This window comes from Chryseobacterium sp. PvR013, from assembly GCF_017833095.1.
GTDB classification, from domain to species: domain Bacteria; phylum Bacteroidota; class Bacteroidia; order Flavobacteriales; family Weeksellaceae; genus Chryseobacterium; species Chryseobacterium culicis_A.
In genome coordinates, this window is the sequence record NZ_JAFIBT010000001.1 from 466,377 (window position 1) to 490,237 (window position 23,861).

Sequence of the window (23,861 nt, forward strand, 5' to 3'; positions counted from 1 at the left end):
TTTAATTTATCCTATTCTTTTTTGCCGTTATTGGCTAATGCATTTATTTATCTAGTTGAATAATATATGTTTTAGCCAATGATGGCATTTTTTATTATGAATTTCCTAAGAAATAGAATATTCCTTACTATCTAAATAAGAAAGAGATAATATTCTTTTACCCTCTGTATAAAATATATTCTAAATAAAAAATATAATATTTTTAACTACAGATGAACTTTATAATAAATGTATAGGAGTGTGAATTGATTAAATACTGAATAAAGTCTTCCATTTTGCAACGGTGTTACGACTTAGTTTAAAATGTAAAGCAAGCTGAGTGTTATTAAGATAATTCTTTTTTTGATATTCAAGAATTTTGTATATCGTTTCCTTGTTATAAGAACGGTGAGACTGGTTTTCCTTAATGTTCTGATTATAACTAAATATGATCCTGTTTATTTCTATTACATCAAACGCAGAAAGATTTTTCTTCGATAAAATTTTTTCACATTCATGCTTTTTCTCCGGATATTTCAGGTCAACAAGATCGCTGTAAATTTTTTTGTAATCAGGAGTCGTTGAGTGAGATTGTTTATGATGATCCATATATAATGATGTGGTTTAATTATTTTATAAACTTTTTTGAATGAGCCATATTGATAAAAATAGATACTAGAGTTCATAAATTAATTAAAGAAAGATCCCCAACCAATAAGAATGATTTCAATATTTAAAAATAATAATGCGGAAACTGCTTTTAAACTTTAAATAGTGTTTTTACTTCTTTAATTTCATTTACGGCCCTAGTACCTAGTCTTAATATCAACTAAACAATTTGAAAGCTGATAAAAAGTATATAGTTTGTGTTTTCATGTAAAATTAGCTTTCCATTCTATATGTTGCAATATTTCATATACATCATGTGTACAGCTTTTGTTTAATGCTAAAAAATGCAAAAATTTGCTACAACAAAAAGCAACTTGCCTTCCTCAATAAAATAGGGTTATTTGTTTGAAATTACGCGCATTTCGCCATGCTGTATCTATGATGTACGTGTTATTTAATACATCATAATGCTTATTTTATACTTTTACGGCGAAACAAAAAAATAGCGTGGAGATAAAAATTGTATTAGCCTTATTAATATTATACTTATTGCATGTGTATTCCCAAGTCGGAATTGATTCTTCTGCTCCTGAAATTACTTTAGGCGGAGTTGTAAACCCAACACAGTTGATTGTTCGAAGTAGAATCATTGTCCCGAAAATTAAATCAGAATTTGTTACCAGGGATAGTAGTGGCTATTCTGAAAAAAGACAAAGAAGGTCTGTAGTTTTCCTCAATTGACAAAGTAATGCCAATACTTAAAGGGTGTTAAATGATGAGGAGAAAGAAAAAGAATCTGAAAATATTTCAAAGAAAAATATGTTTTTTATTTACAATATCTTGGTTTTGTGCCTTATTGTTGTTTTACTTTTTGCCTATATCCGTTGTCGTAAGAACAAAGGTATACTAAGGCAAAAAGAATCTGAAACGAATATCTTAAAGGAAAAACTCAATAATTCTTACGATTGTATGATTGAATTGGCGAGGAAAAATGATCCTGATTTACTTAATAAATTTCAGGAAGCGTATCCTAATTTTATTAAAAAATTACTTGCGATAAATTCTAATCTGTCAAAATCTGATTTGATTTTTTGTGCAATGATATGGCTGGGATTATCATCAAAAGAAATTGCACAATATACTTTTGTGGAGCACCGATCTGTACAGAATAAAAAGCACAGGCTTAGAAAAAAACTGAATATTTCTTCTGATGTTGACCTGTATTTGTTCTTTAAAAATCTTTCTGAACATTAGGTTTCAGAAGAATAAGCTAAGATTGTATCAATTCTTACTTTGAAAACGGTTAGGTCTATATAGCTCATATTCAAAAGGATTAGAAACTCAAATAACAAAAAAACAGGCTTATTCTTAAGTCTATGTTTTGTTAAGGGCCTTTCCGCTTTCGGTATTCTGCTTTGAAAGGTTATTTAATTTTGTAGCTTCAACAGTGGTTGATGCTTTTTCTGTTCTCTTATTTTCTGATGAATTCCTGTAATCAAGTTATTTTTTTTCTGAATACTTGGCAATCCACTTATACAGTGTAGTTTTTGGGATTTTGTAATCATTTATAATTTCTAATTTTGTCTTTTTTCCTGTTTCAATTTGTTCCAGGATGAACTCTATGATTTCTTTAGTGTATATGTTCTTCCTGAATTCAGGTAAAGAAGATGGTTTTTTATGGGGAGTTTTGTTTGAAATTTCTTTTTTAGGAGGAGAGAAGAGTATCAGGTGTTGTGAGTAGGTCCGGAAAAAATCATATTCTAACAGTTTGCTCCATCTCAATAATTTATCTGTTGTCAGATCTTTTTCAAGGAACATTTGTTCAATTTCGGATTCGGTGCATTTCATAAAACTGCAAGCTCTCTGCATATCCAGTGCTTCTTCCATAAATTTAGCTTTGATTGTGCTGCCAATATGTATTTTTTTAAAGTTCAAAATAAACGGGATTATATAATTAAAATTTATTTTTTGAAACTATAGTAAAGATCTAAGGTTCTTTTTACCAAGCTGGAGTGAGGATTTATAATGTATAGTGTAAATTTTCACAATATTAATAGATCTTCAACATTAATTTCTACTTGAATAGAAGTGGAAATAATTAAGTAAAAGCTTGGTTATAATTTTTGTTCAAATTTAGTACTGATTATTTTGTTCGAACTAAATAGATATACATCATAAGTACACCATTTTGAAACTCCCTGATTTAGAACGGATAGTTTTGTAATGAACTTTATGTATAAAATTAAAAAAAACTCCCGTAAAAAAACGGGAGTAGCAACTTTGATCAGTATAAAGACTTATAAAAGTCAAAATGAAAACTGCTTGTGTTATTAAAGTTTAAATACAATAGATTTTTTATTGGTAGGGCATGGACTGAAACTTTAAAACAAATCTTTCCTACTTTTAACGAAATTCTTAAATCAGAAATATAGATTTACCAAAAGAATTATCTCTTGCAAATTTAGATTTGATCATTACACCAAGCAAAATTTTAGATACATCAAAAGTACATCATTTGTTTTTTTAGGTCTGTCAATAGGATTTAGGGGCAGATGAATTGTTTTTTTTGATGAAATTTTAAAATAGAATCTGTAAATGAATTTAAAATTCATAAAATGATGATAATTACTTAAAAAAAATAAATTTTCTATCCATCAATTTATGATGCGTTTTTTTGATTTTATTTTTCTCAGTATCAATGTTTTTTAAACTGTTATAATTAATCAATGCATAGTGATAATAATGTTTATATTTTTACCAATTTTAACTAAAATTAGTAAAAATATTGTAAATATTTTTATTTTTTTTAATTTTATGGCAAACAAATTGCAGTGTGTGATGGGTTTGAAAAAAAGTGTTATAAAGATCCTGTTAAGTACTATTTTATATATGAGGGATTAACATCTTTTTTATCTTTTTGAAATTAATTATTATTGAATTTACTATGCGAATGCCTAAGCTTAATCAATTTTCGAAAATATTGATTAGCACCCTAATCTGTCTGTTATTTTCTGATTTACTATATTCTCAGACGTATACTCCTCAATATATTGATAGTATGCTGCTAAAGGTTAATGAGGATTTGAGGATAAGTGGCAGAAGGAAAGAACTGATTGATCTTAATAAGAAATTTTGTGATATTAGTAAAAAGCAGGATTATAAGAGAGGTGAAGTTCTTTCTTATATTAATTTAGGTAATATTTATGCAACAGTTGGAATGTATGATAATGCATTCCAGTATCTTCAGATTGCTGAAGATAATCTTGAAGGGGGAGAAGATTACTATCTGTATACTAAATTATATCAGGAATATGGTCAGGCTAATTATGTAATAGGTCTTTATAAAAAAGCGCTTAAGTATAATTCAAAATCAATTTACTACGGAAAACTCATAGAAGATAAACGCAATCAGGAAATTTTATCTTTGGTGTATGCCAACAGAGCTGATTTTTTAAGGGAAACCGGCTCAATTGATTCTTCACTAATTTATTTACATAAGGCTTTAGATGTAAAACCTACGCCGGTTATTACTTCCACAATAGCTAATCACTATTTGCTTTATGGTAAAAATGAAGATTCATCAAAGGTTTATTTTAACAGAGCTTTTGCTCTTTTAGGAAAAAGAGATTACTGGGATTCTCAAAGGGCAATCACTTATCTTTATTATGGGGATTTTTTATTTGCAAAGAAGAATTATACTTCAGCATTGGATTACTATATGAAGTCAGTAGAAATTCTTAAAAAGACTCGAAGAATTTATCAAATCCCGAGGGTGTACCAAGTTATTGTCGATACTTATAAAAAATTAAATGATGGTTCAAAAGAGAGGGAGTATCTGGAGAAATATAGTAAATTAAATGATAGCCTGGGCCGTGCATGGGATAAGTCAATCAATACTTCTATTGATAAAATGACTCAGGAAAAGGAGAAAGTAGATAGTGAGCGACGAAGTTCCGCTATTATTTATAATGGACTTGTTTTTTTATTAATTGCCATTATTATATTCGTGTATTATAGTTATAATAAAAGAATTATCCGAAAACGTAAAATTATAAAGGCTAGAGAATTAGAGACCGAATTTTTAATAAAAAAAATGTCGATTAATGATGAAAGACTGATCTTTTTAGCCAAGAAAAATGATCCTTTATTTTTTAATGAATATCAAAGCGCTTATCCGGAGTTAGTAGAAAAGCTTCTTGATATTAATCCAAAGCTCTCCACTAATGAACTTTCCTTCTGTGCAATGATACAATTAGGTTTTTCTTCTAAAGAAATTGCGCAGTATGGGTTTATGCAGCACAGGTCAGTACAAACAAAGAAAAATAGATTACGGAAAAAATTGGATATTCCCTCTGATGTGGATATTTACTTTTTTTTACAAAGCTTAAATTCAGTAAAACCGCCTGAGGATGCTTATTGAGTTGGTAAATATTGTGCGAAAATAAAAGGTTTCCTCACCAGAGGAAGCCTTTTATTTTGAAGTACCGGAAATGTGATCTCTCAGATGTGAAAAGGTCAGAATTGCCGGTTCATAAAAGGGATCAATTAACTTTCCAAATCCGTATTGACAGAAAATGAACGGTAATCCATTAGAATTGGCTGAATCATAATCGGTTTGGGTGTCGCCGATGTATGCCGAATCTTCAACGGACAGTTGGTTTCTTTCCATCAGAAGCTGTATGTTTTCAGATTTTGGTTTTTGGGTTCGTCCGTGAGACTCAAAATCAACGAACAGACCATTGAATTGATAGTAGTCTAAGAATGATTCAATATAACCCTCCTGGCAGTTGCTTACAATGAAAAGAGAATGGGTGTTGGCTAAACTCTTTAAAGTTTCTTCAACACCATCATATAAAATTCCGCCCTGTAGGTGTAGTATTTTATTTTCTTCGGCTACAATTTCAGAAAGAAGTTCCTGGGCTTGCAAATCTGAAATACCGGGAAGAATATCTTTTATGATGTCATGAGCTAATAATCCCATATACTGATCCATATCTTCGGGTTTCAGTTCCTGCTTGAGCCACTGATTTCTACCCAATACTTCATTCCATATTTTGATGATGGTGGCTCTGGAATCCCATAATGTGCCGTCGAGGTCGAAAATTAAATTTTTTGTGTTCAAAATGACTGTTTTGTGGTTTCTGCTTTAATTTAAATAAGTAAACAGTTGAAAATTATAAAATCATACTCAGCTGTACCCTTTTTCTTGCTTCATCTACTTCTGTTACCTTTACACGAACATGCTGATGAAGTTTTACGACTTCATTGACATCGGATACAAATCCGTCTTTCAGCTGGGAAATATGAACAAGTCCGCTTTCTTTGATGCCAAGGTCTACGAAACACCCAAAAGCTGTAATATTATTGACAATTCCCGGAAGGATCATGCCTGCTTTTAAATCTTTAATGCTTTTAACATTGGGATCGAATTCAAACACTTTTGCGGCTTTTCTTGGATCCAGTCCTGGTTTTTCAAGTTCTTTTAAAATATCTTTTATTCCTAAGATTCCGATTTCACCTGTGAGGTAGTTTTCAGGTTTTATCAGCGCTATTTTTTCTTTATTAGCAATCAGTTCATTGGTTTTAATTCCTAAATCTTTTGACATTTTCTCTACAATTCCATACGCTTCAGGATGTACAGCAGAATTGTCTAACGGATTTTTAGCATTCGCAATTCTTACAAAAGCGGCAGCCTGCTGAAAAGCTTTTTCTCCTAGTCTTGGTACTTTTTTAAGCTGTTTTCTGTCTTCAAATGCACCGTTTTCAGTGCGGTAATTAACAATGTTTTCCGCCATTTTATCCCCGATTCCCGAAACATAACTTAAAAGGGACTTACTCGCCGTATTTAAATTAATTCCTACAGAATTTACACATTTCATCACTGTAGAATCCAGTTCATTTTTCAGCTGGGTCTGATCTACATCATGCTGATATTGCCCAACACCAATTGATTTGGCATCAATCTTTACCAATTCTGCCAGTGGGTCAGAAAGTCTTCTTCCGATAGAAACTGCTCCACGCACCGTTACATCATATGAAGGGAACTCATCTCTTGCAATTTTACTTGCAGAATAGACTGATGCTCCGGCTTCTGAAACCACAAAAACCTGCAGGGGTTTATCAAAGGCAATTTTTTTAATGAAGAACTCTGTTTCACGGCTTGCTGTTCCGTTACCTATAGAAATGGCTTCAATATTATAAGCATTGACCATAGAGCGGATCTTTTTCATAGCCATACCGCTTTCATTCTGCGGAGCGTGAGGGTAAAGGGTTTCGTTGTGTAATAAATCTCCCTTTTCATCCAGGCATACAACTTTACATCCGCTTCGGTATCCGGGGTCTATTGCCAGAATTCTTTTCTCTCCCAAAGGTGGAGCCAGAAGGAGTTGGCTTAAGTTTTCAGAAAAAATTTCAATGGCTTTTTTGTCTGCTTTTTCTTTGGCTTCCTGTAGGGCTTCATTTGAAATTGCTGGTTCCAAAAGTCTTTTATAACTATCTTTTATAGCCAGTGCAATTTGTTCCGAACTTTCATTATTGGATTTGATAATGGCTTTTTCAATGAAATCAATGGCTTCTTCTTTGTCTATTCCTACATTTGTTTTTACAAAGCCTTCGGTTTCTGCTCTTAACATGGCGAGAAGTCTGTGAGACGGTGTTCTGTTAAGGCTTTCTTCCCATTCAAAATATTGGGAGAATTTCTGTGCTTCTTCCTCATCTTTTTTAGCTTTTACAACCTTAGAGGTAACCACTGCCTTGCGCTGAAATAGTCTGCGGAGATTCTTACGGACATACATGTTTTCATTGATCCATTCTGCCATGATGTCTCTTGCGCCCTGCAATGCTTCTTCTTCTGAAGCTACTTCATTGTTAAGATATTTTGAAGCCAGAAAAGAGATATCATTGTTTTTTTGGCTCATTATGATTTTGGCGAGAGGTTCCAGTCCTTTTTCCTTGGCTGTATCCGCTTTGGTTTTCTTGCGTTTTTTGAAAGGCAGATAAAGGTCTTCAAGTTCCTGGATATCAAAACTTTCCTCTATTCTCTGTCGAAGCTCAGGAGTCAAAGCATTCTGTTCTTCTATAGATTTTACAATAGATTCTTTTCTCTTGACGATTTCTTCAAATTGCTTGCTGATTTTTGAAATCTGTTCGATTTGTATTTCATCAAGGTTTCCGGTTTTATCTTTTCGATAACGGGAAATAAAAGGAATAGTGCAGTCTTCTGCTAATAATTGTAAAGTATTGTTGATGCTCTTTTCAGAAATATTGAGCTGCTTCTGTATAAATTCTACGGTCGTCATTGTTCTGTTTTCGGAAAGCTAAAATAGGGTTTTGGAATGAGAAATAACGAATACGGAATGCATTAATCTCTTTATTTTTTTAATCTTAAATTATTCTTCTCCACTCTTTTTTTTGTGTCTGATTTTAACTGTATTTTAATTGATTGATAATTAATTTTTAAATCTGTGTTTGTCCTGATTTTGTATTTAAATATTTACTTATTTATATGAATTCAAAAACTAGTAGCTCGCTATGATAAATATGAGGAAAATATTGATCCTATTCATCTGTTGTTCTTTTATGAAATCCTGTATATATGCTGATTCTGAAGAACCTAAAAAATGTAACTGTATGGTACAGGAGTATGAACGGACTGTGACCTTAAAAAATGATCACGATGGTACCTATACCGATTATTCAGATACGGGCTGGGTGGCTAAAGGAGATCCACAGAAAGATAATACCGTTGAATGCTCTAGAAATGGGACTCAGAAGAGTAAAGAATTCTTCAGCAGTTATGATTCTCAATATAGATGGGATGTCTATCGCCAGTGGATGTATGACTGTAAATAATTATACGAATTTGTATTTCTTGATATATGTTAAGATGAAGGTAAGCTGGTTTTTCTATTTTTGTACCCGAAAACAACAAAATTTCAATAAACTTTTTTAAAACAGTTCAATATGAAAAAAATTAGCGTAATTGCATTAGTAGGAGTAGGATTGCTTTTGGCATCATGTGATAAAGGAAAAACAGCAGAAACTGCAGCTACGGCTCAGGAACAAACTGTAGCAGAGAGCAAAGGAGAAACATTGGCAGTAGATACTGTAACTTCTATCGTAAACTGGAAAGCTTTCCACAAAGGAGGAATGGCACCTCGCTGGGGAACACTTACTGTAAAATCAGGAGATATCAGTGTTGATGCAGGTCAGGTTTCTGCAGGAAACTTTGTGATTGATATGAACTCAATCAAAGTAGATCCGGCTTCAGTAACAGAAAAAGATAAAAAGCCGGCAGATCTTGAAGCTCACCTTAAAAACCCTGATTTCTTTGATGTAGCGAAAAACCCTACTTCTGATTTCAAAATTACAAGTGTTACAGATTTGAAAGAAGCACCAAAAGATGCTGTAGCAGGAGCTAATAAAACAGTAAGCGGAAACCTTACGTTATCAGGAAAAACAATGAATGTTACTTTCCCTGCTAAAGTAGATGTAGCAGAAAATACAGCAGCTATTCAGGCTAAATTTACGGTAAACAGAGCAGATTGGGGAATCAAATTCGGTACTTCTGAAGCAGATCCTGCAGAATGGATGATCAGCAAAGATATTGAGATTGCGATCGACGTAAAAGCTAAAAAATAAGTTATTTAAATTTCAATAACTACGAGAGCTGTCTTCATGGAAGACAGCTCTTTTTAATATTACAAATGGAATCAGTTCAAAATCATGGAGTTCTGAATTCTTACACAAAATTCACTTCCAAGATATAAGGGATTACCATGCTTCTCAGACCAAAAGCCATCCAGTACATCTTTGCTTAAACAGCGGTATACGGCAACTCCTTTATAGATTTTATGATCATCTCCTTCATAATGAAAGTTGATAACTAAAATATGATCTTTATAAAATCCGGTGCCATTCTGTTGGTGATCACCAATGATCCATTGAGCAATAATACGGTTGTTCTCATCAATGGATAAGGTTAATATGCCATGGTAAGTAGGGTTGGAAGATTCTTCCTGATTACTTCCTTCAATTGAATAGCTTCCTGCAAGATCCTGTACCGTCATTGATTTGTTTTTAAGAAGAGCAAATGTAAAAAATCTTGTTCTCATAGCATCAAAAATATTTTTCTGAACCTGGATTTAAATTCCCGCAGCTTTTCTATCTGTAAATTAAATTTTATTTTTGCGGCAAATTAATTGAAAATGATCCCTTTTCTGCTGATCGCAAACCTGATTACATTTGGTGTCTTTGGTTTTGACAAATGGCAAGCCAAAAAACATCAATGGAGGATTTCCGAAAATACTCTGTTAGGACTTTCTCTGATTGGCATCCTGGGAGCCGCATCAGGAATGATTATTTTCCATCATAAAGTTTCAAAAAAATCTTTTCTTGTAAAGTTTTTCATTGTGGTTTTAATTGATCTGGTTCTTTTTTACCGATTGATAAGACATTGATACAATAAATGTTACAGTATTTCCTTAAATGTTAAATATTGTGAAAAATATTTGCCGCTATGTATTTTATTTATAATTTTATCATGCTGATAATGAGTAGGCAAACTCCAAGAGGAATCTTAGATGAATTTCCGGAAATGAAATCTGGTTTCCCTTTAATTGCAGGTTATCTGAGCTGATATGTGGAGAACCGGCAGTGAGAAATCAGGGAAGTATAAATGACTTAAAGAGTGTTTTTTGGACACACTTTTTCATTGTCTTATAAATAAGTATTTTAAACAAAATATTAAATATTTATATAACTAAATATTTTTTCATTAAAAATCACTACTTTTGCACCCGTAAAAATCTTTTATGCAAAACATTAGAAATATTGCGATTATCGCACACGTTGACCACGGAAAGACGACTTTGGTTGACAAGATCATTCACGCTACCAACATTTTCAGAGAAAATCAGGAGAGTGGGGAGTTAATTATGGATAACAACGATCTTGAAAGAGAAAGAGGGATCACTATCTTATCCAAGAATATTTCTGTTACTTATAAAGACACAAAAATTAACGTAATTGATACTCCTGGTCACGCCGATTTTGGTGGAGAAGTAGAAAGAGTATTGAAAATGGCTGATGGAGTTATTTTGTTGGTGGATGCGTTCGAAGGACCAATGCCACAAACAAGATTCGTACTTCAGAAAGCATTGGAGTTAGGATTGAGACCATTAGTGGTAATCAATAAAGTAGATAAACCAAACTGCCGTCCTGACGAAGTTCACGATAAAGTATTTGACTTATTCTTCAACCTTGAAGCTACAGAAGAGCAATTGGATTTCCCTACGTTCTATGGATCTTCAAAACAAGGATGGTTCAACACTTCATTAGAGCCAACTGAGGATATCTTACCACTATTAGATGGTATTTTACAATATGTTCCTGAACCGAAAATAACAGAAGGAAATCTTCAGATGCAGATTACTTCTCTTGACTTCTCTTCTTTCTTAGGAAGAATTGCAATCGGGAAAGTGACAAGAGGTGAGATCAAAGAATCCCAATGGATCGGTCTTGCTCAGGCAGAAGGTAAAATTGTAAAAGGAAAAGTAAAAGAACTTTACGTTTTCGAAGGATTAGGAAAGAAAAAAGTAACTGAAGTAAAAGCAGGAGATATCTGTGCTGTAGTAGGTTTTGATGCCTTCCAGATTGGTGATTCTTTTGTAGATCTTGAAAATCCAGAGCCATTGGAAAGAACTGCAATTGACGAGCCTACTTTGAACATGACGTTCTCTATCAACAATTCACCTTTCTTCGGTAAAGATGGTAAATATGTTACTTCTAACCACCTGAAAGAAAGATTAACAAAAGAATTAGAGAAAAACTTAGCATTAAGAGTTCAGCAGACTGATGATGCAAACACTTTCTTGGTATTCGGTAGAGGTATTCTTCACTTATCTGTTTTGATCGAAACAATGAGAAGAGAAGGATATGAAATGACAATTGGTCAGCCGCAGGTTATCTTCAAAGAAATTGACGGTGAGAAATGTGAGCCTTATGAATCTTTGGTTGTAGATGTTCCTGAAGAATTTGCTTCAAGAGTTATCGACTTGGCAACGCAAAGAAAAGGTGACCTTCATATTATGGAAACTAAAGGTGAAATGCAGCACATGGAGTTCGAAATTCCTTCAAGAGGTTTGATTGGACTACGTTCTCAGATGTTGACAGCTACTGCTGGTGAAGCTATTATGGCACACCGTTTCACAGAATACAAGCCTTTCAAAGGTACTATCCCAGGAAGAAACAATGGTGTTTTGATTAGCAAAACTACAGGTCCTGCTACAGAATATTCTATTGCAAAACTGCAGGATAGAGGTAAGTTCTTCGTTGATCCGGGTGAGGAAATCTACACAGGAATGATCATTGGTGAACAAAACAAACCTGGAGATTTGGTAGTAAACATCGTAGAAGCAAAACAGTTGAACAACATGAGAGCTTCAGGAAAAGATAAAGATACTGGTGTTGCTCCGAAAATCTTATTCTCTCTGGAAGAATGTATGGAATACATCCAAGGTGATGAAGCGATTGAGGTAACTCCAAACTTCATCAGAATGAGAAAGAAAATCCTTTCTGAAGAAGAAAGAAAAAGATTAGAAAGATCTGCAAAAGCATAATAAAAATCTTATACATAAAATCAAAGCCTCGATTTTCGAGGCTTTTTTTTCTATGCCAACCCATTAAAATGCTTATTTTGGCATAATAATCTCTGAGAAATAAAAAATAAATTTTAAAGTAGTTTTGTGACTATGAGAATGAATAAATTAAAACTTATCGTTTTATTGGGCGTTTTTGCATCTTACACTACCTCATGTTCTGTTCAGAACAATGTTGTAAAAACACCTTCCACAAAGAATCCGACAAAACCAACCAACAATACAAACCCGCCAAAAGTAAATCCGGTAGCTACAAAACCTACTACAGGAACGACAGCTTCAACGGAAGAAAATTTCAGAACCAACCTTCCGGAAATCAAAAGAGAATTCCGCGGAGCATGGATTGCCAGTGTAGCGAATATCAACTGGCCTTCAAGAAATGATCTTACGGTGGACCAACAGAAGGCCGAAGCAATCAGTATGCTTGATATGCTGAAAGATAATAATTTTAACGCTGCTATTTTCCAGATCAGACCTTCTGCAGACGCACTTTATACGAGTAATATCGAGCCATGGTCTTATTTTCTTACCGGAGAAACTGGAACAGCTCCATCACCCAATTATGATCCGCTTCAGTTCTGGATTGAGGAAGCTCATAAAAGAGGATTGGAGTTGCATGTCTGGCTAAATCCTTATCGTGCCCATCATACTAATGGTGGTGCTGTGAATAAGTTGTCAATGGCCAATAAATTGTCTGATATTGTTGTAAGACTAAAGAATGGAATGTACTGGTTTGATCCTGCCAATCCCAAAACACAGGGGCACGTATCAAATGTGGTGAAAGATATTGTAAAAAGATATGATATTGATGCCGTTCATTTTGACGATTATTTCTATCCTTATGCAACTTATAACAAAGGGGCGGATTTCCCCGATAACGCAACCTGGAATACCTATGTAAGCAATGGCGGTACATTATCCAGAGCAGATTGGAGAAGAGATAACGTTAATAAATTTGTAGAACGTATCTATAAAGAAATTCACGCAGAAAAAAATAATGTAAGATTCGGGATCAGCCCGTTCGGAATATGGAAACCTGGATATCCTGCAGGAATTGTAGGGTCTTCACAGTATGACGAGCTGTATGCAGATGCTAAATTATGGCTCAATAAAGGTTGGGTAGATTACTTTTCACCACAGCTTTACTGGCCTATTGATTCCAAAGGACAGAGCTTTGAAGCCCTGTTGAGCTGGTGGCAGTCTGAAAATACGATGAACCGTCACTTATGGCCGGGATTGAATACTGTTGAGATTAAAGTGTCTGACCGCCCTACGGAAATCAAAAATCAAATTGCAATTTCGAGAAATATTTTGAAAAATGATGTCGGAGAAATTCACTGGAGTATTGCCGGGCTTACTAAAAATCCAAATATGCTTCCAACTCTGAAAAACGGACCATACAATGAAAAAGCATTAGTACCGAAATCTCCATGGATAAAAGCTATTCCGCTTCAGACGCCTACATTGTTTATTGCTGATAACGGAAGCTTTGCACAGACAAGCTGGAGTACAAAAAATGTAGCAGACGTTTTTCTATGGGTACTTTTTACGCAATATAACGGGGTCTGGCAGACAGAAATTTTGACATTGGATACCCTTTCAAAAGACATTCCTAAATCTAAAGACGGTAAAAAACTGAATGCCGTTGCTATTAAAGCGATTGACAGATTAGGAAATGAAAGTGATTATACCGCCAGAAAAATTAAATAATACTGATCCATTATGAGTCATTGCGAACCATAAGTTGAAGCAATCTCAATGATAACTTTTAAAACCAGTTCTTGAAAAAGAGCTGGTTTTGTATTTTAGAATAGCTATAAATTAATAATTTAAAATATTGAAAATCAGATATCTATTTTCGTTTGTTGTCATGTTGTATATAATGTAATCACCTTATCGGAACTGTTTTTGCATTATTTATTCCATAATCACCAAAATATAACATTATGAATACTAAAAGACTTTCCACCAACATGGAAAAAGCACTTAGTGACCAGATGAACAAGGAAATTCATGCATCACACGTTTTTTTATCGTATGGAATCTGGGCTGATGACAAGGGCTATCAGGGAATTGCCAATTTTCTTTACCGCCATGCTCAGGAAGAGCGAAATCACTCAATCAAATTCATGGAATACATTTTAAACAGAGGCGGAAAACCACAGGTAACAGCAATTCCAGCTCCTCCGGCAGATCCGGACAGCCTTACCGCTTGTTTTGATGGTGTTTTTAAACATGAAGTTGATAATACAACCGCTATTTACAAAATTGTAGATCTTTCCATGGAAGAAAAAGACTGGGCAACCTGGAATTTTATGCAATGGTTTGTACAGGAGCAGATTGAAGAGGAAACATTAGCTCAGAATTTAATTGACAAATTGAAAATTGCAGGTGGAGACAGAGCTACGGATGAATCTTTATTTACTTTAGATAAAACTTTACAGGAAGCACCGAATGATGTTCCTCTGGCTCAGAATGCCACAGGAAACAATCCATAAATTATCAGGTGAATCCTGAACCTTTTGAAAATCTGTCAGAACACTGGCAGATTTTTTTATTATGAAACTCCCTCAAAAATCACTATCTTTGCACACTCGTAATTCAAGGTTCTGAGTTCAATGTTTAAAGTTGAAGCGTCTTTGAATTACCCCTAAACCTTAAACTTTGAATTTTACAATATGAAATGTGGAATCGTAGGCCTGCCGAATGTAGGTAAATCAACTCTTTTTAACTGTTTGAGTAATGCAAAAGCTCAATCAGCAAACTATCCTTTCTGTACTATTGAACCTAACTTAGGAACAGTTTCTGTACCGGATCAAAGATTGTTTGAACTAGAGAAAATCGTAAAACCTGAGAGAGTTTTACCTGCTGTAGTTGAGATTGTTGATATTGCAGGTCTTGTAAAAGGAGCCAGCAAAGGAGAAGGATTGGGGAACCAGTTCTTAGCAAATATCCGTGAGTGTGAGGCAATCATTCACGTTTTAAGATGTTTTGATAACGGAAATATTGTTCACGTAGAAGGTTCAGTAGATCCATTAAGAGATAAAGAAATTATTGATATCGAGCTTCAGTTGAAAGACCTTGAAACAGTAGGGAAAGCAGTTGAGAAGGCTAAGAAATTCATCAAATCAGGGAAGAAAGAAGATATTCTTACCTACGAAACCCTTCAGAATTTACAAAAATTCCTTGAAGATGGTAAAAATGCAAGAGAATTTGCGACTGATGATTTCACAAAATCAGTTATTGCAGAGGTTCAGCTGCTAACCAACAAACCGGTACTTTACGTTTGTAATGTAGATGAAAATTCTATTAAAAACGGAAATGACTGGATTGGTAAGATTGAAGAAATGGCTAAGAATGAGGGAGCTGAAGTAGTAGTACTAGCTGCACAGATCGAAGCGGACATCAATGAGCTTGAAACTTTTGAAGAAAGAGAAATATTCCTTGATGAACTAGGTCTTACAGAGCCAGGTGTGAATCGTCTGATCAGAAAGGCGTATGACCTTCTAAAACTTCAGACCTATTTTACAGCGGGTGTGAAAGAAGTAAGAGCCTGGACTATCGGACAGGGATGGACAGCTCCACAGGCTGCAGGTGTTATCCACACAGACTTCGAGAAAGGATTTATCCGTGCGGAAGTAATCAAGTATAACGATTACATCACTTACGGTTCCGAAGTAAAGATAAAAGAAGCAGGAAAGCTTTCTGTAGAAGGTAAAGAATATATTGTACAGGATGGTGACATCATGCACTTTAGATTCAACGTATAAAGAAAAGTATTAAAGTTAGTTATAATAAAAAGCGCTTCCATGTATTTGGGAGCGCTTTTTGCTGCAAGTTGGATTTATACTTCTTAGCTGAAGTTCAAAACGAAGGCTTCTGTTAAAGAAAACAGCTCCCTGAAATCAGAGAGCAGTTCTATTATTTTATCCTTAAAGTGGAATACCTGTTTCGAATCGGCATTTTGGTTCCATACAACTTAGGGAGATCATAACGCAGTTGCCAACTATATCTGTACATCTTAATTCTGCCTCACCTGTTCGGCACTTGGGCTCATAACATGATGGATGAATTTGTGCGCAAATGCCCTGATGGCTGCATATCATTACACCTCCATGAATAGTTTTCAACTCTTTTTTATTGAGTTTTTTACCATTCTCTAACATTTGTTTTTTCATTCGTTAAAGTTTTCATGGTTTAGTTTTTTTTAGGTTTATTACAATTCAATACCAGGCTGGCACTGTAATTCTGCACAGGCAAGCGAATATTTCTTACAAGTAAGGTCTGGTAACAGACACATTTCTTTTCCGCCGGTAATGACTCTTAATTGTTTCTTGTTAAGTTTTTTTCCGTGATTTAAATCTTGATTTTTCATAATGTTTGGTTTTAGTGATTGTTGATATAATTATAATTCAATAGATAGGAGATTTTTATGGTCTGCAAATTTTCTGAGCGCAGCCTGGAGATATTGTGGTACAATTTCTAATATCCCCTGGAGGATAGGCTTCGCAAGGAAACTCTGTACAGGGAATGGCTTCCATACAGTTAAGCATTCCTCCTTGAATAGACTTTAATTCTTTTTTGTTGAGTTTTTTGCCTTTGTTAAGTTCCATTTTTTTCATAGTTTTTTTCGTTGATGAAATTATTGGGTCTTATAATTGAGGTCTGCACTCTTTTTGCGCACATTTTGGAGAAATGATCGTGCATCCATTCGGATCAGAAGAAGGCTCACAAGGAAGGCTAGGGCATAGAACTGGTTCCATACAGTTGATAAGGCCTCCCTTAATTGTTCTTAATTGTTTTTTGTTTAATTTTTTTCCAATTTGATTGATTTGATTTTTCATTGGTTTGATTTTTAAAGGGTTAGTTTTGACGAAAGTAAGTAAAATAAATGAGTTATATCACTGTGTTTAGAAAAAAAATAAGAATTTTTTAAATGATATATCTTGATGTCAGTTATTGATTTTAGGTTAAATCAATAAATATGCGGAGTTTTTTAATGTGCGGGTAAGGTGTTTTATACTGAAAATGCCTATAAGAATTTGGAGTTCAGAGGATAATTTGTTATCCATTTGAAATAGACTGTTTTATAAGTTCGTATATTTGAATTTTACAAATCATCTGCGATGGAAAAAGTAGCACATACTTCACTGGAAGATTTTTATAAAGAGATGGCTGCCAAACTGGGGAAAGATCTTGAAAGTATTTTTCCAAAGGGTCTTCATAAAGACATTGGTCATTTTAATGTTTTTGATATCGCCCAGACTATAGAAAGGGCAAAAACTACTTCTGAAATGCCTTATAACAGAAGGAAGTACTATAAAATAAGCTTCATTAAGGGACGGAACAGAGCAGAATATGCAGATAAAGTAATTTCAATACAACAGAATGCCCTGCTATTTGCAACGCCTAAGGTTCCATATCACTGGGTACCCGAAGACCCTGATCAGTCAGGAAGTTTCTGTGTTTTTACTGAAGACTTTTTCATTAAAGATAAATCTTACTACAATCTCGAAGATCTCCCTATTTTTCAGCCGGGAGGAGTTCCTGTCTTTGAAATTGATAATGAACTTGCAGAAGAGATTGAAAGTCTTTTTAAAAAGATAAAAAAAGAAATCGACTCAGATTATGTATTTAAATATGATCTGATCAGAAACTATGTTCTGGAGCTGATCCATTACGGACAGAAATTACAGCCGGCGTCCAAAATATCGGCTTCAAACGATGCTTCCATGAGAGTGGTTTCTTTGTTTATAGAGCTGTTGGAGAGACAGTTTCCTATTGAATCCTGGGAACAGAGACTGCAATTGAAGACCGCGAAAGATTATGCAGACAGGCTGGCAGTTCATGTTAACTATTTAAATAAAAGATTAAAAGAAAGTACCGGAAAGACCACTACAGAATTTATTTCTGACCGTATTACTCAGGAAGCCAAAATACTCTTAAAACAAACGAAATGGAATGTTTCAGAAATATCTTACGCGCTGGGATTTGAGGAGATTGCCCATTTTTCTAATTTCTTTAAAAGGAAAACAACCTTTACTCCATTAGAATTTCGTTCCTGATTTGAATTTTGCAAATTTCAGATTGATTCAAGCAACTCCTTCAGTCTGAAAATATCCCAACTTTGTATCATCAAAATAATCAAAATACAATGAACACAAAAACAAATATCGCACTGGTAACCGGAGGAAGCCGTGGATTAGGGAAAAACTCAGCACTTAAAATTGCTCAAAAAGGATTAGACGTTATTATTACTTACAGAAGCAACAAAGAAGAAGCAGAAGCTGTTGTGAATGAGATAAAATCAATGGGAAGGAATGCTGTGGCATTTCAGCTGGATACAAAAGACCTGAAAAGTTTTGATGCCTTTGTAAAAAATGTAACAGATCATTTGCAGGAAAACACAGGAAGTACTCATATTGATTTTCTTATCAATAATGCAGGAACGGCCCTATATTCACCAATTACGGAAGTAACGGAAGAACAGCTGGACGATGTAGTGGATATTCACTTTAAAGGGGTGTTTTTTCTGACTCAAAAATTATTACCATTTATGAATGATGGAGGAGGGATTATCAATGTCTCTTCAGGACTGGCCAGATTTGCAACACCAGGTTCTTCCATTTATGGGTCAATTAAAGCAGGAGTAGAAATGCTGACAAAATACATGGCTAAAGAATTAGGTTCAAGGAAAATCAAAGCCAATGTGGTGGCTCCGGGAGCTATTGAAACGGATTTCGGTGGAGGAAGAGTGAGAGATAATGAAGAGATCAACGGTATGGTAGCCGGAGCTACAGCTCTTGGAAGAGTTGGTCTTCCCGATGATATTGGCGGAGTAGTAGCCTTCCTGTGTACAGAAGATGCAAGATGGATCAATGGACAAAGAATTGAAGTTTCAGGAGGAATGTTTTTATAACGTTTTATCACCCAAACGAAACAATATTATTAAAAATCGGCCGGCTCAAAATGAGCCGGCCGATTTTTAATGTGGAATAATGTATTTTATTCTACAGCTTCAAGAGGTTCCGGAAGCTGGCATTTCTGCTCCATACATCCAGGTCCGATGTATACACAATACCCTGAAGAATTGGTACATCTTACATTGCCAAGACCTCCATTGACTGCATGCAGTTCTTTTCTGGTTAATTTTTTTCCTTTGTTTACATTCTTGATTTTCATGGGATCGTTTTAATGGTTATTGATTTTAGTTGATAGGCACCTGGCATTGAGGTTCTCCGCAATATCTTGCATATTCAGAACATTCTGTAGTTCCGGGAAGAATACAAATCTTCAGACCTCCTTTGATCATATTTAATTCTTTTTTGTTTAATTTTTGTCCTTGCAGCAAAACTACTTTTTTCATGATTTTGATATTTAAATGATTGATTATTATAAAAATAGGAAAACAAATTGAATAAATCACTCATTAATGACAAAAATAAATAATTGTACCAGAAAATAATCAAATCATAATAAAAATTCTCACTGATTAAAAGGTAGAGCAGATACTTTTACTCTTCGAAATCGTTTCTTGAAAGTACAGATTCCTATTACAACTTTGATAAATTCTCAAGTGCTTTTTCCAGGGTTTCCTGTTTCTTGGCAAAGCATAACCTGATCACATTCTCATTCAGTTTGTTTTTATAAAATGAGGAGAAAGGAACACTGGCTACCTTATGACGGATGGTAAGCTCGGAAGCGAAATCAAAGTCATTTTTATCAGAAATTTTATCATACTTTACCGCCTGGAAATAAGTTCCTTCACAATCCAATAGTTCAAATGAAGTGCCTGCAAGACCTTTTCTCAGAAAGTCCCGTTTTTCCTGGAAAAATTGATTCAGATAAGTGTAATGTTCATCGTTTTTCATGTATTCTGCCAGTGCAAGCTGAATAGGTGTGTTTACACAAAATACATTGAACTGATGAACCTTTCTGAATTCGTCTGTCAAACTTTTAGGTGCAGCACAATAACCCACTTTCCAACCTGTAACATGAAAAAGCTTTCCAAAAGAGGCAACAAGAAGGCTTCTTTCTTTCAACTCAGGATATTTACAAATGCTTAAATGTTCTTTTCCGTCAAAAATAATATTCTCGTACACTTCATCACTCAGAATAAGAATGGAAGTTCCCTTTACGAGTTCAATAAGTTCTTGTATGTCATTTTCTTTCAGTATTTTTCCTGAAGGATTGTTGGGATTATTAAGAATAATCATTCTGGTTTTTTCGCTGACAAGATTTTTTACTGCAGCCCAGTCGATTTCATAATCCGGAGCTTTCATTTCAAAACGTTTTACAATCCCTCCGAAAAGCTCTACAGTAGGTTCATAACAATCATAAGCAGGTTCAAAAATAATCACTTCATCATCTTTTTTAATAAAAGAAGCAATCGCGGTGAAAATAGCCTGAGTTCCACCTGCTGTAACTGTTATTTCAGAATCCGGATGATAAATGGCCTGATGGCTGTTTTCTATTTTTCGTGCAATTTCTTCCTTTAGGCCAATCATTCCGCCAAGAGGAGCATATTGGTTGAAGCCTTTTTTAATAAAGTGGTCCACATGATCTAACAATTCTGAATCGGGCATAAAATCCGGGAATCCCTGAGACAGATTGATGGCTTCATTTTCATTGGCAAGTTGAGTCATTTGACTGAAAATAGTAGTTCCTACATTGGAAAGTTTCGACAAAGGAAGTTGTATCATAAAAACAGTTTTGTTGACCGAAATTACTGAAATATTTACAACGGTTTGAAATTGACAGGATAAAAATTATATAAAGTACAAGTTTACCTCTTATGCTGAGTATTTTTAAGAATAAACAACCTGGTTTTCAGACAGAACATGATTTTAAACATGTGTTTGATTTTTTCTTTCGAATCCACAGCAATATTGCTACATTTGCTAGACAAACAACCATTAAAAACAATGACAATGAAGATTAAAAAGACTGAGTTTCCTGAAAAATCCATTCTATCTCCGGGAAAAAAAGATTTTGATTATATGGATAGCTTTGAAGGAGAACTGATGAATAAAGAACTTGATATCACGACAGTTGGAAAAGCTTTCTTTACGAGCAGTCCGAAATGGGGAAAGAAAATGTTTACCTTCAGAAATAAGTTAGTGGGACTGTTCGGGTTGAGAACCGGAGCGGAAACAGAAAATAATCAGACGGAAAAAGATTTTACATGTGAAGTGGGAGAGCGCCTTGGACTTTTTCAGGTGCTGGATAAAACCCATAATGAAATTGTCCTGGGCGAAGATGACAAACATTTGGATTTCAGAGTTTCTCTTTTCGTAGAAAAGAATAAAAAAGAGATCAATAAAAACTCCCTTACCATATCAACGACGGTAAAATTTCATAACTGGCTGGGAGTTCTCTATTTTTTACCCGTTCGGCCTTTCCATAGACTGATTGTACCAGCGATGCTGAAAAATATGATTGGGCAGCTGGAAAATAAAAGGTAATATTTTGAATCCTCACATAAGGTATGCTTGAAATAAAATAGTTATATAAAAACGACCATCCTGTTGTGAGGATGGTCATTATTTTAAAAGGAATAAATTTAATAGGAACTTAATAGTAAATCAATCTGTGCATTGCTTACTCCAGCGGGTCTGTTCGCCTTAAGCTGAACACTTAAACTGCTTAATCCATAACAATATTTTAGGAAATTAGTTTCAATATTGGCTAAAGTATAGCCGGTAACCTGATCATTTACCGTTCCCATAGGTTGAGGGCTGAATGACTGTCCCAATTCGTTAAAGTTATCAACTAAATTAATGAATAAGCTTGTATAGTCAGAACTTGTATTCAAACTCCAGAACTGATACCCGAAACGGTTAGGAAATACAGGAGGATTGGATGGATTATAATTAGGAGTTCCATAATTAGGAATTCCTCTTTCTCTGTATTCTATTCCTGTTACAAACCATTCTACAGCGCATGGCCAGCTTTCCTGCAGCATAGAGCTAACCTGTGAATACTGAACTAAACCGGTGTTCATTTTGATAACATGAGACGTATGGGCGAGTTCATGTACAGTGGTTGAGAAATAGTCATCAGAGTTATATTCTGTAGTTGAACCAGGTCGGAATCTTGCTATTTTCAGGTATGGAAAAGCAACATAATTGATTCCCTGCCAATCTTTAGCTGTATTCTTAGCTATAATGTGTGAACGGTTTCCACTTGGTCTGACGGGTCTTTGTAAACCTCCAATGTCTTTATAAAAATAGCGGTAGGCTGCTCTGAACATATGACCCTGCATATTTTCATATCCAGGCATGATGTCATGACTCCAATGGTTGCTTTTAATATTATTTCGTACAACATTGGAAGGACTCACCATATTATCCTTTATTACAAAATGCTTTCTATCCATATGCAGCTTGAAATCTACTTTTTTATTGTTTGGAAAAGGGGTGCCGCTCAATCCGTACTGGCCGTTTGCATTGGTGATGCCTTCTCTTGTTCTCAAGCTCCTTTTGGCAGTAACTTTGGCGCCTTCAAAAGGGATGAGTGTGTTTAATCTTGTATCGAAGATTCGGATAGTACCATATATTGGGGCACCACCTCCGCCTCCTCCGGGATTCGGGTTTGGATTGGGATACCATTGCCCTGGTTCTCCTATATTATCCCAGGGCTTATAGTCGCTTGGTTCCCAAGGTGTGAACCCGGATAGATTTTCTGCTCTGTGGACCAGGCTATAGACGAATTTATAATTCATATTACCTGTGCCTAAAAGTTCGATATCCTCCTCGGGAAGATACACTTCCTGAAGAACTTCATAGCTAACTCCTGCAGGTAAGGGGGTTTCGTTTCTTACAGTTGCATATTGAGGTGTAGGCTGATCAGCGGGAACATCGGGATCATGATAGAATTTACCGACTACCAATACTTCTCTGTCAAGCGGATAATCATAAAGAATAAGATCGGATTGCTGAAGTGCTTCCAGTTCATCTTCTGTTATGGGATTAAATTTAATGTACTTGTGTGTAGGACGAATGTTCACAGCAGTCAGTGATCTGTTGCCTTCTGCTTTTTGTTCAGCCAGTAATGATTTGTAAGCAGCCATCATGCTTTCAATCGTGTAAGGAACAGGAAGCTGTTCTCCTAATACTGTAGGTTCTCCTTCTTCAGCATATTTTGTTTCATCTTCTGAAGTGAGATTCCTGTTCATGAGTTCAGAATTGGAAGCTTCAGTGTTGTATTGTTCCATCGTATCGGAGCAGGATGCCGTTAAAAGGCAAGCCAAGGCAATATAGAGGGTTATTTTTCTCATGTTTTTGATTTTTCAGTTTTTTGTATTGTTTTCTGATCCGGTAATTGAACTACCGGATGTTTTTGTTTAAAAAATAACATTCCAATCTGCAGACTGGAATGTATCTTTAATCTGTTATTTAGGTTCAATCCATGGCAATCCATTCCATGGCATTGTGTAGATAAAAGGAATTCCTCCAATGGGTTGTGGATTTGGAGCAACGGGAGGCTGGGGCTGAGGAATCGCTCCGGGACCGCTTGGTGTAATAAACGCTGTTCCTCCAATAATGGAGTTCATTTGATTTCTCTTGAGTACTTTTCTAGTGATTTTCATGATGATTTTTTTTGTTTAACATGACG

The 23,861-nt window shown here is 34.9% G+C and carries 25 protein-coding genes; 12 read left to right on the forward strand and 13 right to left on the reverse strand.

Features of this window, described 5'->3' with window-relative positions; genetic code table 11:
- Positions 1–249: 249 nt before the first annotated feature.
- Positions 250–588: a helix-turn-helix domain-containing protein gene (locus JOE44_RS02115; protein WP_209784146.1), complete on the reverse strand. Its 339-nt coding sequence runs from the start codon at positions 586–588 to the stop codon at positions 250–252.
- Positions 589–1,407: 819 nt separating this feature from the next.
- Between JOE44_RS02115 and JOE44_RS02120 the strand changes: the two genes are divergently transcribed.
- A complete protein-coding gene (locus JOE44_RS02120) occupies positions 1,408–1,842 on the forward strand; it encodes a LuxR C-terminal-related transcriptional regulator (protein WP_209784147.1) in 435 nt (144 codons plus the stop codon).
- A gap of 246 nt (positions 1,843–2,088) precedes the next feature.
- Here the strand turns inward: JOE44_RS02120 and JOE44_RS02125 are convergent, their stop codons facing one another.
- Complete coding sequence (locus JOE44_RS02125) at positions 2,089–2,475, reverse strand: transposase (protein ID WP_245169681.1); 387 nt, start codon at positions 2,473–2,475, stop codon at positions 2,089–2,091.
- A 1,171-nt stretch (positions 2,476–3,646) separates the two neighbouring features.
- Between JOE44_RS02125 and JOE44_RS02130 the strand changes: the two genes are divergently transcribed.
- Entirely contained in the window at positions 3,647–5,008 is a 1,362-nt protein-coding gene (locus JOE44_RS02130; RefSeq protein WP_209784149.1) for a LuxR C-terminal-related transcriptional regulator, read from the forward strand.
- A 51-nt stretch (positions 5,009–5,059) separates the two neighbouring features.
- On the opposite strand, the gene JOE44_RS02135 is transcribed toward JOE44_RS02130, so the two are convergent.
- Entirely contained in the window at positions 5,060–5,710 is a 651-nt protein-coding gene (locus JOE44_RS02135; RefSeq protein WP_209784150.1) for an HAD family hydrolase, read from the reverse strand.
- Between the two features lie 52 nt (positions 5,711–5,762).
- On the reverse strand, positions 5,763–7,886 hold the full coding sequence (locus JOE44_RS02140; RefSeq protein WP_209784151.1) for a Tex family protein: 2,124 nt from the start codon (positions 7,884–7,886) through the stop codon (positions 5,763–5,765).
- Positions 7,887–8,217: 331 nt separating this feature from the next.
- Here JOE44_RS02140 and JOE44_RS02145 point away from each other — a divergent pair, with 331 nt between their 5' ends.
- Complete coding sequence (locus tag JOE44_RS02145; RefSeq protein ID WP_209784152.1) at positions 8,218–8,439, forward strand: hypothetical protein; 222 nt, start codon at positions 8,218–8,220, stop codon at positions 8,437–8,439.
- Between the two features lie 111 nt (positions 8,440–8,550).
- Positions 8,551–9,228 carry a YceI family protein gene (locus tag JOE44_RS02150; protein ID WP_209784153.1) on the forward strand — a complete coding sequence of 226 codons (678 nt, stop codon included), beginning with the start codon at positions 8,551–8,553 and terminating at the stop codon, positions 9,226–9,228.
- Between the two features lie 71 nt (positions 9,229–9,299).
- Here JOE44_RS02150 and JOE44_RS02155 read toward each other — a convergent pair whose 3' ends face one another.
- Positions 9,300–9,656, reverse strand: a complete 357-nt coding sequence (locus tag JOE44_RS02155; protein WP_209789045.1) for a hypothetical protein — start codon at positions 9,654–9,656, stop codon at positions 9,300–9,302.
- Positions 9,657–9,794: 138 nt separating this feature from the next.
- On the opposite strand from JOE44_RS02155, the gene JOE44_RS02160 reads away from it, so the two are divergent.
- The 5 genes from JOE44_RS02160 to ychF all read left to right on the forward strand — a co-directional run bounded on the left by JOE44_RS02160 (position 9,795) and on the right by ychF (position 16,015).
- Positions 9,795–10,046 (forward strand): DUF1294 domain-containing protein, encoded by a 252-nt coding sequence (locus JOE44_RS02160; RefSeq protein ID WP_209784154.1) that lies wholly within the window; start codon positions 9,795–9,797, stop codon positions 10,044–10,046.
- Between the two features lie 354 nt (positions 10,047–10,400).
- Entirely contained in the window at positions 10,401–12,206 is a 1,806-nt protein-coding gene (gene typA, locus JOE44_RS02165) for a translational GTPase TypA (protein WP_209784155.1), read from the forward strand.
- Between the two features lie 132 nt (positions 12,207–12,338).
- Complete coding sequence (locus JOE44_RS02170; RefSeq protein ID WP_209784156.1) at positions 12,339–13,955, forward strand: family 10 glycosylhydrolase; 1,617 nt, start codon at positions 12,339–12,341, stop codon at positions 13,953–13,955.
- A 236-nt stretch (positions 13,956–14,191) separates the two neighbouring features.
- On the forward strand, positions 14,192–14,743 hold the full coding sequence (locus JOE44_RS02175; protein ID WP_209784157.1) for a ferritin: 552 nt from the start codon (positions 14,192–14,194) through the stop codon (positions 14,741–14,743).
- Between the two features lie 180 nt (positions 14,744–14,923).
- Positions 14,924–16,015, forward strand: coding sequence for a redox-regulated ATPase YchF (gene ychF / locus JOE44_RS02180; RefSeq protein WP_105682013.1), 1,092 nt, complete (start codon positions 14,924–14,926; stop codon positions 16,013–16,015).
- 446 nt (positions 16,016–16,461) lie between these two features.
- Here the strand turns inward: ychF and JOE44_RS02185 are convergent, their stop codons facing one another.
- Genes JOE44_RS02185 through JOE44_RS02195 form a run of 3 tightly spaced genes read right to left on the reverse strand, consistent with a single transcriptional unit; the run spans position 16,462 to position 17,089 of the window.
- Positions 16,462–16,620, reverse strand: a complete 159-nt coding sequence (locus JOE44_RS02185) for a hypothetical protein (protein WP_165791640.1) — start codon at positions 16,618–16,620, stop codon at positions 16,462–16,464.
- Positions 16,621–16,675: 55 nt separating this feature from the next.
- The gene (locus JOE44_RS02190; RefSeq protein WP_209784158.1) at positions 16,676–16,858 is read right to left on the reverse strand and encodes a bacteriocin; all 183 of its coding nucleotides are present in this window, start codon (positions 16,856–16,858) and stop codon (positions 16,676–16,678) included.
- Between the two features lie 39 nt (positions 16,859–16,897).
- On the reverse strand, positions 16,898–17,089 hold the full coding sequence (locus JOE44_RS02195) for a hypothetical protein (RefSeq protein ID WP_209784159.1): 192 nt from the start codon (positions 17,087–17,089) through the stop codon (positions 16,898–16,900).
- Between the two features lie 282 nt (positions 17,090–17,371).
- On the opposite strand from JOE44_RS02195, the gene JOE44_RS02200 reads away from it, so the two are divergent.
- Both JOE44_RS02200 and JOE44_RS02205 read left to right on the forward strand, forming a co-directional pair.
- A complete protein-coding gene (locus JOE44_RS02200) occupies positions 17,372–18,310 on the forward strand; it encodes an AraC family transcriptional regulator (RefSeq protein WP_105682017.1) in 939 nt (312 codons plus the stop codon).
- A gap of 89 nt (positions 18,311–18,399) precedes the next feature.
- Positions 18,400–19,164 carry an SDR family oxidoreductase gene (locus JOE44_RS02205; protein ID WP_209784160.1) on the forward strand — a complete coding sequence of 255 codons (765 nt, stop codon included), beginning with the start codon at positions 18,400–18,402 and terminating at the stop codon, positions 19,162–19,164.
- A gap of 86 nt (positions 19,165–19,250) precedes the next feature.
- On the opposite strand, the gene JOE44_RS02210 is transcribed toward JOE44_RS02205, so the two are convergent.
- The 3 genes from JOE44_RS02210 to JOE44_RS02220 all read right to left on the reverse strand — a co-directional run bounded on the left by JOE44_RS02210 (position 19,251) and on the right by JOE44_RS02220 (position 20,947).
- On the reverse strand, positions 19,251–19,427 hold the full coding sequence (locus JOE44_RS02210) for a hypothetical protein (RefSeq protein ID WP_209784161.1): 177 nt from the start codon (positions 19,425–19,427) through the stop codon (positions 19,251–19,253).
- Positions 19,428–19,452: 25 nt separating this feature from the next.
- Positions 19,453–19,611: a hypothetical protein gene (locus JOE44_RS02215; protein WP_209784162.1), complete on the reverse strand. Its 159-nt coding sequence runs from the start codon at positions 19,609–19,611 to the stop codon at positions 19,453–19,455.
- Positions 19,612–19,798: 187 nt separating this feature from the next.
- A complete protein-coding gene (locus tag JOE44_RS02220; RefSeq protein WP_209784163.1) occupies positions 19,799–20,947 on the reverse strand; it encodes a methionine aminotransferase in 1,149 nt (382 codons plus the stop codon).
- Positions 20,948–21,175: 228 nt separating this feature from the next.
- Between JOE44_RS02220 and JOE44_RS02225 the strand changes: the two genes are divergently transcribed.
- Positions 21,176–21,709 carry a DUF2867 domain-containing protein gene (locus tag JOE44_RS02225; RefSeq protein WP_209784164.1) on the forward strand — a complete coding sequence of 178 codons (534 nt, stop codon included), beginning with the start codon at positions 21,176–21,178 and terminating at the stop codon, positions 21,707–21,709.
- 98 nt (positions 21,710–21,807) lie between these two features.
- Here the strand turns inward: JOE44_RS02225 and JOE44_RS02230 are convergent, their stop codons facing one another.
- Together JOE44_RS02230 and JOE44_RS02235 are read right to left on the reverse strand one after the other, a co-directional pair.
- On the reverse strand, positions 21,808–23,523 hold the full coding sequence (locus JOE44_RS02230; protein ID WP_209784165.1) for a hypothetical protein: 1,716 nt from the start codon (positions 23,521–23,523) through the stop codon (positions 21,808–21,810).
- Between the two features lie 114 nt (positions 23,524–23,637).
- Entirely contained in the window at positions 23,638–23,835 is a 198-nt protein-coding gene (locus JOE44_RS02235) for a hypothetical protein (RefSeq protein ID WP_105682021.1), read from the reverse strand.
- Positions 23,836–23,861: the final 26 nt, after the last annotated feature.

Bases quoted from the DNA above. Each gene is read 5' to 3' on its own strand.
- JOE44_RS02115 (WP_209784146.1), bottom strand. From the start codon at position 588: ATGGATCATCATAAACAATCTCACTCAACGACTCCTGATTACAAAAAA.
- JOE44_RS02120 (WP_209784147.1), top strand. From the start codon at position 1,408: ATGTTTTTTATTTACAATATCTTGGTTTTGTGCCTTATTGTTGTTTTA.
- JOE44_RS02125 (WP_245169681.1), bottom strand. From the start codon at position 2,475: ATGGAAGAAGCACTGGATATGCAGAGAGCTTGCAGTTTTATGAAATGC.
- JOE44_RS02130 (WP_209784149.1), top strand. From the start codon at position 3,647: ATGCTGCTAAAGGTTAATGAGGATTTGAGGATAAGTGGCAGAAGGAAA.
- JOE44_RS02140 (WP_209784151.1), bottom strand. From the start codon at position 7,886: ATGACGACCGTAGAATTTATACAGAAGCAGCTCAATATTTCTGAAAAG.
- JOE44_RS02145 (WP_209784152.1), top strand. From the start codon at position 8,218: ATGGTACAGGAGTATGAACGGACTGTGACCTTAAAAAATGATCACGAT.
- JOE44_RS02150 (WP_209784153.1), top strand. From the start codon at position 8,551: ATGAAAAAAATTAGCGTAATTGCATTAGTAGGAGTAGGATTGCTTTTG.
- JOE44_RS02155 (WP_209789045.1), bottom strand. From the start codon at position 9,656: ATGACGGTACAGGATCTTGCAGGAAGCTATTCAATTGAAGGAAGTAAT.
- JOE44_RS02160 (WP_209784154.1), top strand. From the start codon at position 9,795: ATGATCCCTTTTCTGCTGATCGCAAACCTGATTACATTTGGTGTCTTT.
- typA (WP_209784155.1), top strand. From the start codon at position 10,401: ATGCAAAACATTAGAAATATTGCGATTATCGCACACGTTGACCACGGA.
- JOE44_RS02170 (WP_209784156.1), top strand. From the start codon at position 12,339: ATGAGAATGAATAAATTAAAACTTATCGTTTTATTGGGCGTTTTTGCA.
- JOE44_RS02175 (WP_209784157.1), top strand. From the start codon at position 14,192: ATGAATACTAAAAGACTTTCCACCAACATGGAAAAAGCACTTAGTGAC.
- ychF (WP_105682013.1), top strand. From the start codon at position 14,924: ATGAAATGTGGAATCGTAGGCCTGCCGAATGTAGGTAAATCAACTCTT.
- JOE44_RS02185 (WP_165791640.1), bottom strand. From the start codon at position 16,620: ATGAAAAATCAAGATTTAAATCACGGAAAAAAACTTAACAAGAAACAA.
- JOE44_RS02190 (WP_209784158.1), bottom strand. From the start codon at position 16,858: ATGGAACTTAACAAAGGCAAAAAACTCAACAAAAAAGAATTAAAGTCT.
- JOE44_RS02195 (WP_209784159.1), bottom strand. From the start codon at position 17,089: ATGAAAAATCAAATCAATCAAATTGGAAAAAAATTAAACAAAAAACAA.
- JOE44_RS02200 (WP_105682017.1), top strand. From the start codon at position 17,372: ATGGAAAAAGTAGCACATACTTCACTGGAAGATTTTTATAAAGAGATG.
- JOE44_RS02205 (WP_209784160.1), top strand. From the start codon at position 18,400: ATGAACACAAAAACAAATATCGCACTGGTAACCGGAGGAAGCCGTGGA.
- JOE44_RS02210 (WP_209784161.1), bottom strand. From the start codon at position 19,427: ATGAAAATCAAGAATGTAAACAAAGGAAAAAAATTAACCAGAAAAGAA.
- JOE44_RS02215 (WP_209784162.1), bottom strand. From the start codon at position 19,611: ATGAAAAAAGTAGTTTTGCTGCAAGGACAAAAATTAAACAAAAAAGAA.
- JOE44_RS02220 (WP_209784163.1), bottom strand. From the start codon at position 20,947: ATGATACAACTTCCTTTGTCGAAACTTTCCAATGTAGGAACTACTATT.
- JOE44_RS02225 (WP_209784164.1), top strand. From the start codon at position 21,176: ATGAAGATTAAAAAGACTGAGTTTCCTGAAAAATCCATTCTATCTCCG.
- JOE44_RS02230 (WP_209784165.1), bottom strand. From the start codon at position 23,523: ATGAGAAAAATAACCCTCTATATTGCCTTGGCTTGCCTTTTAACGGCA.
- JOE44_RS02235 (WP_105682021.1), bottom strand. From the start codon at position 23,835: ATGAAAATCACTAGAAAAGTACTCAAGAGAAATCAAATGAACTCCATT.